Here is a 15,957-nt window from a genome sequence, read left to right on the forward strand (position 1 = left end):
AAGAGTTGACTGGAATGATAGTAGAAAAAATCATGTTTAAAAGTGAAGGAATTACTTGCAGCGGGCTTTTATATCGACCGTCGGAAGATGAAAACATCACCTTTCCAGCCGTAGTTATGGCTCATGGATTTAGTTTAGTTAAAGAGGTTTTTTTACCCGCGTATGCAAAGAGGTTTGCAGAATCAGGATTCGCGGTCCTCGTCTTTGATTATCGGAATTTCGGTGAAAGTGAAGGAGAAAATCGCCAGCACATGGATCCGATGATGCAAATTGAAGATTATCGTAACGCTATTTCATGGATGGCGTCTCAAAGCTTTGTCGATTCTGAACGGATTGGTATTTGGGGAAGCTCCTATAGCGGTGGTCATGTACTACAAGTGGGTGCTATTGATCGCCGTGTAAAAGCAATCGTCTCACAAGTTCCGACGATTCGCGGTCGTATTGGCATGGAGAAAAAGATGGGTAAGGACAATTTAGCTTCCTATACCCAAAAATTGATGCATTATCGGCAAGCACGATATGAAGGTGCACCTATTGAATATATTAAAGTCGTCAGTCAAGATGGGCAAAACTGTGCACAAACCCATCCCGAAGCGTACGATTGGTTTACGAATAAAGCAAAAAAATGTACATCCAATTGGAAAAACCGTCTGACACTTGAATCAATGGAAAAGTACATGGAGTACTTCCCCGCATCCAACGCCGACCTGATTTCGCCTACACCGCTATTAATGATAGTAGCCATGGAAGATGGGGTAACACCACCACAACCGGCTATCGATGTGTTTAATGAAAAAATTTCTGAACCGAAACAGTTGGTGAAACTACCAAAGGGGCACTTTGATTTATATGACGGGGAAACATTCGAACGAGCACAGCGGGAGGCTACACTTTGGTTTACCAAGCATTTAACTAAGGAGGCAAACAAATGGGTGCAGACTATATCAAGCCAAATTTAGAAGAATGGTTGGAAACCTTTGGTTATGAAACGTATACAAAAGTCCGTGTGTGTGAAACAGACTTATATGCACATGTCAATAATACAAGCTATAGTTTGTATTTCGAACAGGGTCGTGCGGATTATCTCGAGCATTTAGGGTTCTACGAAGAAAACTTAATGTTCGTCGTTGGGGATATTTATTGCCGATTCCACAGTCAAGCGTATGCGCGTGAGGAACTAGTGATTAAAGTACGCACATCCCGCTTCGGCACAAAATCATTTACAATAGAAAGCGTCATTCAACGAAAATCAACGGGGGAAGTTATCGCATCGAATTGGACCAATCTCATAATCGTAGATAGTAAAACAAAAAAATCGATAGTCATTCCTGAATGGGTGAAACAACGAATCCGTGATAACGAAAAAACACCGCAAATTTAGTATGATCTCTTATCGCTAGAACAACTTTAACAGAATCCACCATGCCTCTTTGCAAGGGAGGCATGGTGGTTCTTTTTTAGGAATAAGCATACAAAACCACATTCATAAGAAAATTTGCCTATCATTGAAGAAGTATTCACAATCAAAATTATCTAGCCGAGGGGTATTCATGAGAAAAACACATGCCGCACTTCGATCCCTTCCCCAAGATTCATCACCGCGAATGAATAATAAGGATTCGTTCGTTTATCCATCAAAGATCCCGGATTAATCAGCAGACACTTCTTAAAATAACGGAGCAAAGGAATGTGGGAATGGCCAAAGATTATGACGTCGACAGGCTCATCCACAAAAGCATCAAACGCACGCCTGTCCGTTGTTTTTCCGCTTCCATGACCGTGAACGATACCAATTCTAAAACCTTCTAGCGTAATGACCTCTCTTTCAGGCATCTTCTCCCTGATGTGTTCATCCTCCACATTCCCCTGCACTCCAGTAACGGGGGCATACGCCGATAGGATGTCATAAACCTCCAGCGTCGACCAATCACCGGCATGGATAATATGGTCCGCCTGATCCAACTCATTTAGGAATCTCTCAGGAAGCACGCTGCCTTTTTTCGGCATATGGGTATCCGATAAAATCACCACTTTCATTTTTTCAGCCTCCTGAACATTAAGTAGTGAACTTCCCGAAGATTATCCGAGCAATGCCTTAATGCTATTGGACACAAAGTCATTTACATTTTGGAACTCTCAAGTATTACTATTTTAACCACACTTTACTTTATGAATCTATCAATGTCATTTCCAATTCTTCCATTACGCAAATGCTCTTTATGTCAGACTATCAATAGATATTTGGCGGCTTTATTATTTACGGATTATATTTGTTGTTCGGCGTTATTACTTGCGATTTTCTAGCCAAATTAAAAGGACTTACAACTTATGAAAGGTCTGCACATGAAACTGATCTTAAATTGTACCAATCCAATACAGTGCCAATTCATATTATCAGATCCAGCAAGCAAGTAAGAAAGAATTCGTTATGAATATGGCAGCCCTTTTATTGAAGAAAGTGACAACATATAAATTGAAGGCATGTACATTCGTCTTGGTCAAATAAATAAACAGTCCGTCTATATGATTCAAAACCATCACAGACGACTGTTTATCCAACATACGTTAAAAGCGTATAATTATATCATGTTTTTAGTTAGTAGTTACGCTTTTTGACCATACGACTTGAACCTTTCTAACATTTGATCCATTTCTTCATCAGATAACAATATCGGCTCCCCTAATTGCTTGGCACGATAGTAGATCTCAGCACAAAACTCAATTTCTTCTGCTATATTAAAAGCATTTTCCAAATCTATTGCCCCTGCCAGCATACCGTGGTTCGCCAAGAATACTGCTTTTCGATCCTGCATTGCAGCAAATGCATTTTCAGCTAATTCATCCGTGCCAAAACTTGCATATTCGGCGCACCTAACATTTCTACCGGCATAAGCTACTAAATATGACACCGCAGGTAATTCCCATCGTAAGGAAGCTAAAGTTTTGGCAAAGGTAGAATGTGTATGCACTACTGCATTTATGTCTTTGCGTTCCCTATAAAAAATAGAATGCATGCTCAGCTCACTGGAGGGCTTATTTTTTCCATCTATTATATTGTGTTTTAAGTCCAATACCACAATATCTTCTGGTGTTAATTTCTGATACTCAATACCACTCGGACTTATAGCCATCAAATTTTTATCGCGATTAAAGACACTAATATTCCCTCCTGTGCCCTTTGTTAACCCCTGTGTAATTAATTTATTACAGAACTCAACTATTTTCATTCTTTCTTGTTCTAATAACATCTATTTCCTCCTTTAATTGTTCGTGCGATTACTTTGCAACAATTACATGAACACCGGATTCTTTATACTGTTTCAAGCACTCTGATTGTTCATGTGTATGCTCTTGTGAACGGTCTGTAATTAAATAATCAATTTGTTCAGCATCACAAATCTTAAAGAAAGCAATTGTGTTTATTTTTGATTGATCTGCCAACAGAAAAATGTCAGTCGATCGTTTTATTATTGCTTGTTTCGCTTCTCCTTCATCCATCAGAAAGTCCGTTACCCCATCTGAATAGTTAAAAGACTTACATGATATAAAAGCTTTATCGATGTTGATTGAATCTAGGTACTTAGACATCCCTGAACCAATAACGGAAAGTGAAGTACGGCGGACAAAACCACCTAATAATATGACGGGTATTTCAGGATCCTCTGCTAACTCAATAGCTATATTTAAATTGTTCGTAACAACTGTTACTTTACGTTCGAACTTAATAAACCGACTCAATTCTAATGCTGTAGTGCTAGCGTCAAATGCAATCACGTCACCGTCATTAATATATTTCATAGCCTCTTTCGAAATCAGTTTTTTAGCCAGTGAATTTGTACTTTTCCGGATTTCAATAGGGCTCTCCCATTCACGATCACTTAATACCTTTAAACGCACACCACCGTATACACGGGTAACTCGGTTCTCTTTCTCTAGCTTGTCAATATCACGTCGGATCGTCATTTCTGATACTTTAAATGTCTCGCTCAAATACTGGATTTCAGCGTAATCTTTGGTTTTTAGTATGTCAATTATTTTTTCTCTACGTTCTTCAGGTAAGATAACCATAATTACTCACTTTCCATCTATTGATACTTGTATTTTATTCAAATAGTTTCTTTAAATTCTCTTCAAAGGGAGCACGGACTATGCCTTTTTCCGTAACTATAGCTGTTATATTTTCATGAGGTGTAACATCAAATGCCGGGTTAAACACTTTAACATCTTTAGGTGCCGTAAACTCACCAAACCCTTTAATTACTTCATGTGAATCTCGTTCTTCAATCGGAATTTCAGCACCTGTTTTTGTTTGCATATCAATTGTAGGTGTTGGTACCGCTATATACATTGGAATATTAAAGTTTTTTGCCAGTATTGATAAATTAAATGTACCGATCTTATTTGCCACATCTCCGTTCGCAGCGACACGATCCGCACCTACTATTATAGCATCTATTTCGCCTTTACTCATTATCACCGCGGCCATACTATCGGTAATTACGGTAACATCAATACCTGCTTGGTGCAATTCAAATGCCGTTAAATTTGAGCCTTGCAAACGTGGTCTAGTCTCGTCCGAATACACTTTGAAATCCCAATTCTTTTCTTGTGCTAAATACATCGCGGCTGTAGCAGTACCATATTTCGTGGTAGCTAATGCACCCGCATTACAATGGGTCAGCAAGCCACACCCATCTGATAATAAACTTAACATATTTTCACCAATTTTATAGTTGATTTCTTCATCTTCTTTATGAATTAACTTTGCTTCTTCAAGTAATTGCTCTTTCAATTTATCAACGGTTAATTGATCGTTTTTTTGAGAAAAGTCTATCATTCGATCAATTGCCCACGACAAATTTACCGCTGTTGGACGAGAAGTAGCAAGATACTCCCCTATTTTCTTGTATCCTTTTTGAAACTCTGACATTTCCGATGTTTCAATTGACTTCGCCCCTAAATACATTCCATAAGCAGCTGTAACTCCGATAGCAGGTGCTCCTCGAACAATCATATCTTGTATTGCATCCCATACACCTTGAATTGTATCAAAACTTCGATATGCAACCACATTTGGTAGAACTGTTTGATCCAATAAAAATAATTTATCTTCTTTCCATTCAATAGTAGTAACTTGTTTTGACATATTGTCACCTCATATTTCTTCCATTTTTTCTTGTAATAGCCCTATATATTGATCGCCCGTTTGTAAAGACGCTCTTTTCATAATGCAATCCTTTGCAAAGAGTACACAAATCTTTTCTGCCTTTTCTCTCGCTTCGGGTTCCTCTATACCCACAATATCCTTCACTTTTGCCAACCCAACAATACGACGAATAATTTCCAACCCACAAATGCCGGCCGTATCCTCCATTACTGTATGGAGATAATGGTTTTTAAACCCATCTTCTTTGGCCAATCTATCTATTGCACCGTCATTCCATTTTACAATAAATTTCTTCTGGAACTGATCAATGAAACTAGCTATTGTTCGCTTGCTCCATTCAACATACGCTTCTTCCCCCGCAACTACTGCTCTGACGTGAGCAAATACTAAGTTGGCTATCAGATTGCCGACGTCATACCCAATTGGTCCATAAAATGCAAATTCAGGATCTATTACCTTTGTTTGATCTGGTGTTACAAAAATTGAGCCTGTATGCAGGTCGCCGTGTATCAAAGCTTGAGCGTTATTCATAAATGCAAATTTCAATTTTGCTGCCTCTGTACGCAATAATTGATCCTCATAGATTTGTTGGCTTAACCAGGCTTGTATCGGGCCGAATAATTCATTGCGTTTATTATGGTCCGTAAAAGGCTCTGTATAAACCAGTTCCTCTGAGATTTCACATAGCTCAGGATTTATAAAGGTCTTTACTTGCTCTTTCTTTTCTTTATGCTCCATAAATACATCTGTAGTAGGCAATAACGTATCTACAATAAATGTAGACATATGATCTGCCAGATGTGGATAGATTTGATAATGAATTAATCCATCGCGTAAAATACGGAACTCAGATAAATCCTCCATCGCAAAACAATTCATAACTGCATCATACCCATATAGGTCAGGTCCAAATTCCGGTGCATATTTCCGATACATACTTAATACTTCAAATTCAATCTTAATTCTATTTGTCGATAAATGAATATCTTCAGAAATCCTTGCTACAGTACCAGCCTGTTTGATGATGATTGATTTATTGGTTTCGGTCTCCTTTATACGATACACATAGTTTAGATTCCCATCACCAATCTCCTTCACTTCCAAAAGAGCTTTTTTATCAAAAAAAGTAATTTTTTCTTTCACATATTCGGCAACGTCCGACTCTTGCATTAAAAAGTATTCATCAAATTTCGACATCTTGCTCTCTCCCGTCTTAAAACTTTTTCTGATTATAATAGGTAGATGCCAGTGCAAGGGCTAGTACTAATCCTTTTACTATGTTTAGCGAGTAATACGGCACAGACATCATGACTAATCCATTTTCTAAAACCCCTACAAGGACTGCTCCGAAAAATGTACCGATTGCATTTGGCTTACCTTTTCCAGCAAATGAGGACCCGATAAACGCGGCCGCAACTGCAGGCATCAAGTAACCTGATCCCGCATTTATTTGTGCTGATCCTATATACGAAGCAAGTATAATCCCGCCAAGTGCCGCAAAAGTAGTAGATATAATATAGGCTAAAGTACGGTAACGTTTAACCGGGATCCCCGATAAACGCGCTGCCTCAGGATTACCACCTATCATGTACATATAACGACCATGCTTTGTATGATTCAAAAATATATGTACAAGTGCAACAACCAAAACCATAATGATAATGATCCAAGGCGTTTGACCTAAGTACGTAAACATCTTTGGCAATGTTCCTACTGTTGGCGATCCATCTAATCGTGGCATTCCTTGACTAATGGATCCCCCTCCCGTATAAGTCATAGCCACTCCTTCAAAAATAAACATTGTAGATAATGTAGCAAAAAGGTCAGGAATCTTCACTTTAACAATTAAAAATGCATTTACTGCCGCTACGGATAAAGTAATTAAGATCGCTAACGGTAAAGCAATACCTAGAGGCATATTGAACCAAATAAAGAATGAGATAATTAAAGAACTTGATAACGTTGCTGAAGAACCAATCGATAAATCAAATCCATTAACAGACAGTGAAACTGTTAGTCCAATTGCAATAATAGTTACAATGGAAATACTTCGAAATATATTCACGACATTTGAGCTTGTCAAAAATAGGTCCGGCAACATAAAAGTAAAGAATATAATAATCGCGACGATCGCAACTATGGTTCCCCACTTATTTAATGCTTCTAATAAATTTAAGGAAGACTTATTTTGTTTTTGTTTGACCATTGTATTTTTCATAAGTTTATTCTCCCCCAGTTGAATAATACATAATTTCTTCCTCATTTGTTTCGCTTGTTACTACCTCTTTAACAATTCGGTTGTCATACATAATATAGACCCTGTCCGTTATCGCCAATATCTCTACTATTTCACTGGAGGCATACAAAATCGCTTTTCCTCTTTCAGCTAAGCCTTCTATTAATTGAAATATCTCTGATTTCGCGCCAACATCAACGCCCTTTGTAGGTTCATCGAACATATAGACGTGCGCATTTGATTGTAGCCATTTACCTACAGCTACCTTTTGTTGATTTCCACCAGATAATAAAGCCACTTTTTGATTCTCAGAAGGCGTTTTAATCCCCAAGTCTTTTATCATCTTCACTGCAGCAACCTTCTCTTTCTTTGTATTCAGGAATCCTAATGACGTGAAATTATGCAGACTAGGTGCAGATAAATTACTAAAAACCGGTTCTTCTACCAAGACCCCCTCTTTTCGTCTCTCCTCCGGCACTAAAGCAAATCCCTCTTTAACGGCATGATAGGGTGAACTTGGCTTAACTAATTTACCGTTTACCATTATTTCTCCACTATCAATTGTATTATCGCCAAATATCGTTTTGCATAACTCCGTTTTTCCTGCACCAACCAATCCTGCAATTCCAACAATTTCGCCTGACTTAACGGAAAAACTTGCGTTGTCAAGAGTACCTTCTTTATCCGTCAAGTTACGGATTGATAATACTTCTTCTCCTATCACCGACTTTTTCTTTACATAATCATCTACCATATTGCCGCCTAGCATATCGTCAACTACTTCTTTGATAGACGTGCTTTTAATAGGTCGACAAGATACAAATTCTCCATCTTTCATAACTGTTATATCTTCACAAATCTCAAACAATTCAGGTAAGCGATGTGAAATAAAAATAATTCCTACCCCATGCATACTACATAAATTACGAATAACTCTGAACAGTTCTTTCGTTTCAGCCGTACTTAATGGAGCAGTTGGTTCATCTAAAATTAAAAACTTAGGTTTTTGTACAAGTGATCGCGCAATCAATACCATCTGCTTTTCTGCCAGTGTTAATCTAGAAACAAGCCGTCTTGTCGGTAGATTGATATGCAGTTCTTCCAATACCTCTTTTGCTCTTTTATGTGTTTGTTTCCAATTAACAAAGTGTTTGCCACCCATATCATTTGCTAGTGAATCAAGCATGATATTTTCGCCCACAGTCAAATACGGTATAAGCGCTGTATCAACTTCTTGGAAAACGATATCAATACCCAGCATCTTAGCCTGCTTCGGATTTCGGATTTCAACCGCTTTCCCGTCTAGTAAAATTTCACCCTCGTAATGGTCATAGGCACCCGATAACACTTTCATTAAAGTCGATTTCCCCGCACCATTCGCACCAATTAATGCGTGAATCGATCCAGATTTCATCGCAAAGTCCACGCCTTTTAATGCCTTTACACCTGGAAACCCAATGAAAATTTTTTCCATTTCCAACTTCATTTAATCACCGACTTTCTAATTTAAATAAAGAGCGCATGAGCGCCCTTTCATTTACCTATCACGTAACTTTTTCATCCACTCTTCATTGAAATCATCCGATGTACCCCAACCCTCAATAACATCGCCAAGGTTTGTCATATTAGTAGAGTCTGTTAAATCTTCCTGTTTAATTAATCTAGGTTCCAATTTGTAATCCGAAGGTGTTTCCTCGCCAGCAATCTTTTTGGATAGTAATCTCATGTTCATAATTCCGATTAGTTGTGGGTCCACTGCAGCAGTAGATAACCATGTGCTTCCGTCTTCTAGCATTAAATTAATATCTTGATTGGAAATATCAATTGAAATCAAATCTATATCAGAACGCTTATTATCCTTTAATGCGTTAAACCCGCCTTTTGCCAACTCATCCCATGATCCCCAAATAGCATCTACGGATCCCTCTTTGTACTTTCCAAGGATGGAACTTACGCTTGCCGAAACATCTCCTTGAACATTTTGCATATTTGCAGGTCCGATTGTTTCTAACGTTTCTAGTTTGCCGTCTTTTTCATATTGCTGATAGACTTCTTCACGGGAATCCAGTGGAGGAATTCCACCCAACCATAGTTTGATTACTCTTACAGGCTTACCATCTTCGGAAAGCTTTGCAATTTCATCTAGACTCAAACGAGCAAGTTCATGATCGTCCTGAACAGTTGATGTAATCCCATCGTTATCTGCCACAGTATCAAATGTAACTACCTTAATATCTGCATCTAATGCCATTTGAATTAAGTCCTTTGAATATGCCTCTTTCCCATGCGAAATTATCAAACCATCATACTTTTTTTGAATAGCTTGTTTCACTAAATCTTGGAATTTTGCATCATCACCGTCAGAGATAAAAGTATCTACTTTAAATCCAAAACTCTCACCTTCTGAGCGTGCGCCATCTAAAAATTGTTTTGTATGATCATCAGATGGAAGATTTCGTATAACAGCTATCTTCACATCATTTTGAATTTCCTCAGGCACACCCTCAATCTTTTCCTTTGGTTCACTTGTAGGCTCTGAATTACCACACCCAACCAGCGCCAACATTAAAGCTATAACAGTAAATAAAAAAAATTTCTTCATCCTCTTTCCTCCCCCTATGAAATCGCTTTCAAATTATTATTAACACTATATAACACCTTTTAACACTCGTCAACATATTTTTAAACCTTTCAAGTAATTGAGTTTATAATTTACTATTTTAGCCGTCACAGTGCTAAAACAATAATATTTTATTCATATTATATTCTTAAATTTTGCTATTTATGATTTCTTTCAAGTCATCTCAACTAACTTCACATTAAAACAGTTTAACGAATGATTTTATGTGTTATTTTATGTTATTTTATTAACATCTAATGACATTTTAAATCTGATGACCTTACTAACCTATCAGAACAAGATCTTTAAAGAAGAAAAACTCGGATGAAGAACTGAGTGAACCGGCTCTGCCTGTCTACCGTAATCATCAAGAAGTAGGAAAGTGTTTGCATCAACCATCAAAACATCCCGAAAATGATGGTGAACAAGAAAAAAATCTGTTCGTTGTATACCAGAAATAAACAAACGATCGTTTTTTTGTTCGAGTAGGATACCGTGCGATACTTGAAGTATTCTAAAACTTCATCAATGATAACGGTTGGTTGAAACACCTTTACAAGACAAGTTTTAATCGACCTTCTTTTGTAGTGGGTGAGTGGTATGGAGTTTAAAGGGGGGATGTGGATTGGACGGATCCAAGCTGCTTGATAGATGATATTGTATAAAAAAAACAGCTTATTAGGAGATCAAGATGAAAATTAGGCATGCTCTTTCAATTTGAGAATGGGTTTATGAGAATTTCTATATTATTTAAGATATTAGCCCCCTAAACACACTTTAATCCATTAAGGAACTAGTACCTTAATGGATCCTCACCCTGCTATTGATAGCACTTCTCTTGATCCCTCAGATTTCAAGAAACACGTGGATGTGAGAAATACATCCGACAAAGTGAACAATATTAAAAGTTACCATGTCCCTAAACAAAGTTTTTTGCAAAATAGTAAATAGAAAGGATCCAAATTTGACCGTCGAGTTTTTAAGTTTAATGTAATGCCAGTGATTTCTCATTAGTCTTTAAAAATCCTCCCATTCGCTCGGCTTTCCTCATAAATAAAAAAGAAGGAACCCTAAAGGCTCCTCCTCTCAACTATCATAATCTTTAGATCAATTGTTATATTTGTTAACGCGCTCTGTAAAGCCGATTGCCTGCTCTAAAGCATATCCCAACTGATACAGCAACCCCTCACTCCAATGCTTTCCAATCAATTGAACGCCAATTGGAAGACCGCTTTCAGATAGACCACATGGCAATGACAAAGACGGATTTCCGGTGTAATTGGTAGGTGAAGTCAACCGAAGAAGTGCACTGCGGACAGATTCAGTTTCTGTCCCAATCCGAACTTCTCTTTGTCCAATATCTGTAGGCAGGATAGGAAGTGTAGGAGTTAGCAGCGCATCCACTTCATTAAATACCAAATTATATTCCTTAATTAAAGAACTACGCTTTATTTGGGATTGAACATACTCATAACCTCTGACAGATTGACTTGCAATCAAACGATCATAGACCTCTCGATCCAACTCATCTTTATGGTTTTGCATCGTTTCTTGGTGCACTGCAGTTGCTTCTGCTTGGATCGTCACTATTTGGGCAGTGGCGATATCCCGCATAACCGGCATGTTGACACGCTTGACTTGTATACCTATTTGTTCATATAACTTTATGCAACTTTCCACTGCATCGCTTACTTCTTCTTCAATCCGCTCAAAATACCAGTCAGGAATTCCAATCTTCAATCCGCTAACGTCTTTGCTAATCCGTTCGGAATAATCTTGTACGTCTCTTTGAACAGAATGAGGGTCCTTAAAATCATATCCAGCCATCACATTCAATAATAGCGCATTATCTCGTATGGTATTAGTCATCGGACCTATATGGTCAAGTGTATAGGCTAGTGGAAAGGCCCCGACTTTACTGACCAACCCAAATGTCGGTTTCATACCGACCACGCCACATGCAGAAGCCGGAATTCGAACTGATCCACCTGTATCAGTTCCGATAGCTCCTGCAACCATGCCCGCCCCGACTGCTGCTCCCGAACCACTACTCGACCCACCCGTAATTTTCTGAGGGTTGTAAGGGTTATGGCATGTACCAAAGAAGGAGCGATCTCCGGTTGGTCCATAAGCAAATTCATGTGTATTTGTTTTCCCTATGATTACTGCTCCAGCCTCTTCTAACCTATTCACAACTTCAGCATTCATTTCAGGATAATGATTTTCGTATACTTTCGATCCCATCGTCGTCCGGATTCCATGAGTGTTAATCATGTCTTTTATCGCTATGGGGATACCGTGCAATTGACCTTTAAAGTTTTTCTTCTCCGCTTCTTTATCCAACTTTACCGCAGCTTGCCGGGCCTCTTTTGCTGCGACAGTGATGAATGCATTGCATGCAGGATCTCTCTCCGCAATTTTATCCAAACTAGCTTCAACAAGTTCAACAGATGAAACTTCCCCTGCTTTGATTTGCTGAAAAAAGGACGTTAGTGTCATTTATGCCATCCCCCCTTTTAGCTTTACTTTTTGTTGTCGTTGACCAGGTTTTACAAAAATCATGCAGAACATCCCGATTGCCGCTGCAACTGCAGCTGCCGTGAACATTGCAGAATAGCCATGGCTGACAACAAGGAAACCAGTAAGTATCGGCGCAATAATTGTTGCCGTGTTTGTTATGAAGTGTGTAATCCCGCCAAATGTACCAGCACGGCTTGGCTCTGTGTCAATGATGACAGACCAGTAGACCGAGTTAGGTAGTGAGTTAAATGCATTACCGATACTCATCAAGACCATCACGCCGGTAATTGAATTTGCCGTTGGAATCAGCATAAAACAAATAGCAGTAAGCAGGAGCGATACGACTGCCAGTCCAGAACGTGCAATTCTGAGACTGCCCGTCTTCATCCGCAGGTAATCGGAAATTTTTCCTCCGAGCAGCACGGTAAAACACGCTCCAATCCAAGGAATCATGCCCAAATACCATAGCGACGATAATTGGAAACCGAACTCGTCCTGCAAATATTTCGGCGTCCAGGTTAAGAGAAGGAAGTTAATGTATTGGAACGCGAAATAACCGAATGCATTAAAGACAAGAGTGGGATTTTTGAAGAAATGATACCACCGGATTGAGTCATCTTGCGGGTTGACAACTTTCTCGTTCGGCAACAAGTCTTCAACAGAACGGATCTTCTCAAGTTCTTCTTTTGAAACTTTCGGGTTTTGTTCCGGCAAGTCCGTAAACATTCTTGACCAGAAGAAAACCCAGATAATCCCGAGTGCACCCAGCAAGATGAACATCACTTTCCAACTTGTAAAGTACAACAGTCCCACCGCGACCGGCGCTGTCAACATTGCACCAAGCGGTGTACCTAGAAGGCCCATAGAAACTGCAAAACCGCGTTCTTTTGGAGTAGCCCAGTTAGCATTCGTCTTATTGATCGTCGAGAACGTGGGACCTTCTGCAAAACCGAACAATATCCGGACTACAGCAAATCCAGTAAGCGCAGATCCTCCAAACAGAATCAGACCAATATCACCAGCGAATGCGGTTGTAACGACAAATACAGACCAACCTATCCCAACCAAAATCCATACAAATTTAGGTCCCTTGCGATCCGCTAGGATTCCTCCGAAAAGTGAACCAAATAAGTAACCAAATCCGAAGTAGCCAAGCACTGCCCCCCAAGAAATCGGGTCGAATCCATATTCTTTAATGATGTCTGCCTGAGCATACGAAATAGCTCCACGGTCAATGTAATTAATGATTACCATAATGACCATCATTAACATGATCTGATAGCGATAATTCTTTTTCAGCATTTTAATCCCCCATTCCTCATTCTTTAGTAAACGCTTGCATGACTTGATTGATAAGTAATAGTTTTTTTACTACTTTCTTAGTTATAACACCCTAACATTTATCGAACAATTCAATTTTAGTGATTATTCTATGCATTCCGCCATATATACAAGGCGTTTGAATGGTGTTCTCCCATCTTAAATGAGTAAGTAAAAAGAGGTAACAAGAAGGGCAACTTTGGGTATACAAGAAGTGGGATCATCGGAACACATCCTTTAGATGTACGTTTTTAATAAAAAACAACCGTTAGGGATCTTTTTCCCACAACGGTTGATTATCGCCTTTACGGCACTTATATACATATACATTCGGAACCTATGCATTGTTGCATAACCACTTTGCATTTCTGCATTACTCTTCTTTAAAGTAACGTTTCAGCTTCCGGCTCACTGTGGATTGGTCAATCTGCAAAGCTCTTGCAATTTGAGTAGTAGAAGCGTATTTCTTTCCTGCCAGTTCCAAGAGTTGTTGCTCCACCAATTCTACTGCACTTTTTAATGGCATGATTTCATAAACTTGGACCGCCTGTTCGTTTCTATTGATCAGATCGAGCGAGCTTGGCAATGCTTCCGGTCCTATCTCTTGACCCTCGGATGTAACATAAAGCCTCTCGGTAATATTCCGCAGCTCTTGGACATTTCCAGGCCAATCATATTTTTCGAGTGTTTTAAGCACATTAGGGTTAATCTTTCTATCGTCCTTATAGAGCTCGTTTAATTCCTTCAAGAAGTGGATGATAAGTGGAATGATGTCCTCGCGGCGCTCCCGAAGTGACGGCACCTCAATCGGCACGACATTCAAATAGTAATAAAAGTCTTCCCTGAATTTGCCTTCCTCAAGCTTAACCTTCAAGTCCTCGCTCGCCGTAGCAATGATTCTTACATCCACCTTTTTTTCTTCCAAAATTCCTCGTTGCAGCGCACGCACTAGTTTAGCCTGAATAGACATGGGCATTTTGTCGACTTGTTCCAAGAATAAAGTCCCTGAGTTCGCCATTTCTATCAACCCAAGACGGTCCTCTGCCCCAAGCAGTTCCTTTTCCAACATTTCAGCAGAGACTGTTTCACAGCTGGTGACCAGCAATGGACCACTGCTGCGGTTACTCCATTTGTGAATCAGCGTAGCAATTCCTTCTTTGCCAACTCCCGATTCGCCAAGCAGGAGGATTGGTGAGTCCGCTTTCGCAACCCGCTGCGCAAATTGAATTACCTGTCTCATTCCAGCACTCCTGGCGATGAATCGTCGTTCCAATGCTTCATTCTCACGGAGTTGCTCGATCTCTTGTCGGTATCCTTCCATCATCTGTTTCAGCAAATCAATTTCGCCTTTCAGTTCCTTTAACTCCGTTACATCTCTCGAAGCGTTCACCACACGAAGTATGTTCCCATTAGAATCCTTTATTGGCGTACCAACTACGAGGAGTCGTCGACCCATCTTAGTTGTTTGAACAAGCGAAACCTTTTCCTCGCGCTCCAGAACTTCACGAGTAACAGACGGTGTAAACACTCCTTCTGCCTCAAGCTGATATACCGTCTTCCCGACAAGTTCGCTTTCCTTATAACCCCATAGCCGCTCACTAGCTGCGCTCACCCGTAAAGTCTGACCTTGTCCATCCGATACATAAATTACGTCATACGAGTGGTCAAAGATTGCCTTGAAATCGAGCAGCAGATTTCGATACGTATCTATTCCAAGTAAAAGTTGATCCAATTCTTCTTCCGTTTGCAGAAGCAGATAATCCCCGTTTTCATACTTCTCTATTTTTCCAATCAACGTCTCTCCATCTATGTTGCACCTAATCATTTTAAATGTCTCGGATGCGGGAACAGTTTCTATGTAATCCATTATATATGACCCTTCAGATATAGCTGCACTCTTAAACTTTTCCCTAGCATAAAGATTTAGCGACTTGACACAGCCCTTGTCGTCTAAAACCACAAGGCCAATTGGAGCAGTTTCAAAAAGCAATCCCATTCCTTCTGCAATTAACCTATCATCATATTTGATCATCCCGACTTTTAACGAATCTTTGTATTCCATCTGCCTCATTCTCCCTTCATTTCTACTGAGCA

General features: G+C 39.4%; 13 protein-coding genes. 2 read left to right on the top strand and 11 right to left on the bottom strand.

Annotated features, from left to right (window positions below; translation table 11 throughout):
- Nucleotides 1–14: 14 nt before the first annotated feature.
- Nucleotides 15–959: an alpha/beta hydrolase gene (locus B5D59_RS07445; protein ID WP_078817485.1), complete on the top strand. Its 945-nt coding sequence runs from the start codon at nucleotides 15–17 to the stop codon at nucleotides 957–959.
- Nucleotides 929–1,381 (top strand): acyl-CoA thioesterase, encoded by a 453-nt coding sequence (locus B5D59_RS07450; protein ID WP_078817486.1) that lies wholly within the window; start codon nucleotides 929–931, stop codon nucleotides 1,379–1,381. The genes B5D59_RS07445 and B5D59_RS07450 overlap by 31 nt, the downstream gene beginning before the upstream one ends.
- 167 nt (nucleotides 1,382–1,548) lie before the next feature.
- Here B5D59_RS07450 and B5D59_RS07455 read toward each other — a convergent pair whose 3' ends face one another.
- The 11 genes from B5D59_RS07455 to B5D59_RS07505 form a co-directional block, all read right to left on the bottom strand.
- A complete protein-coding gene (locus tag B5D59_RS07455; protein ID WP_078817487.1) occupies nucleotides 1,549–2,037 on the bottom strand; it encodes a metallophosphoesterase family protein in 489 nt (162 codons plus the stop codon).
- Nucleotides 2,038–2,603: 566 nt separating this feature from the next.
- On the bottom strand, nucleotides 2,604–3,248 hold the full coding sequence (locus B5D59_RS07460; protein WP_078817488.1) for an L-fuculose-phosphate aldolase: 645 nt from the start codon (nucleotides 3,246–3,248) through the stop codon (nucleotides 2,604–2,606).
- A gap of 28 nt (nucleotides 3,249–3,276) precedes the next feature.
- Nucleotides 3,277–4,068, bottom strand: a complete 792-nt coding sequence (locus tag B5D59_RS07465) for a DeoR/GlpR family DNA-binding transcription regulator (protein ID WP_078817489.1) — start codon at nucleotides 4,066–4,068, stop codon at nucleotides 3,277–3,279.
- 34 nt (nucleotides 4,069–4,102) lie between these two features.
- Nucleotides 4,103–5,146 (bottom strand): S-methyl-5-thioribose-1-phosphate isomerase, encoded by a 1,044-nt coding sequence (gene mtnA, locus B5D59_RS07470; RefSeq protein ID WP_078817490.1) that lies wholly within the window; start codon nucleotides 5,144–5,146, stop codon nucleotides 4,103–4,105.
- 9 nt (nucleotides 5,147–5,155) lie between these two features.
- Nucleotides 5,156–6,364 carry an S-methyl-5-thioribose kinase gene (gene mtnK / locus B5D59_RS07475; RefSeq protein WP_078817491.1) on the bottom strand — a complete coding sequence of 403 codons (1,209 nt, stop codon included), beginning with the start codon at nucleotides 6,362–6,364 and terminating at the stop codon, nucleotides 5,156–5,158.
- 16 nt (nucleotides 6,365–6,380) lie between these two features.
- On the bottom strand, nucleotides 6,381–7,385 hold the full coding sequence (locus B5D59_RS07480; RefSeq protein ID WP_245799475.1) for an ABC transporter permease: 1,005 nt from the start codon (nucleotides 7,383–7,385) through the stop codon (nucleotides 6,381–6,383).
- A gap of 4 nt (nucleotides 7,386–7,389) precedes the next feature.
- Nucleotides 7,390–8,877 carry a sugar ABC transporter ATP-binding protein gene (locus B5D59_RS07485; RefSeq protein WP_217698589.1) on the bottom strand — a complete coding sequence of 496 codons (1,488 nt, stop codon included), beginning with the start codon at nucleotides 8,875–8,877 and terminating at the stop codon, nucleotides 7,390–7,392.
- Between the two features lie 63 nt (nucleotides 8,878–8,940).
- A complete protein-coding gene (locus B5D59_RS07490) occupies nucleotides 8,941–10,005 on the bottom strand; it encodes a sugar ABC transporter substrate-binding protein (protein ID WP_078817493.1) in 1,065 nt (354 codons plus the stop codon).
- A 1,125-nt stretch (nucleotides 10,006–11,130) separates the two neighbouring features.
- Nucleotides 11,131–12,522 (bottom strand): amidase, encoded by a 1,392-nt coding sequence (locus tag B5D59_RS07495; protein ID WP_078817494.1) that lies wholly within the window; start codon nucleotides 12,520–12,522, stop codon nucleotides 11,131–11,133.
- A complete protein-coding gene (locus B5D59_RS07500) occupies nucleotides 12,523–13,845 on the bottom strand; it encodes an MFS transporter (protein ID WP_078817495.1) in 1,323 nt (440 codons plus the stop codon).
- Nucleotides 13,846–14,236: 391 nt separating this feature from the next.
- Nucleotides 14,237–15,925, bottom strand: coding sequence for a sigma-54 interaction domain-containing protein (locus B5D59_RS07505; RefSeq protein ID WP_245799476.1), 1,689 nt, complete (start codon nucleotides 15,923–15,925; stop codon nucleotides 14,237–14,239).
- Nucleotides 15,926–15,957: the final 32 nt, after the last annotated feature.

The organism is Sporosarcina newyorkensis (assembly GCF_900167515.1).
Lineage (GTDB): Bacteria > Bacillota > Bacilli > Bacillales_A > Planococcaceae > Sporosarcina > Sporosarcina newyorkensis.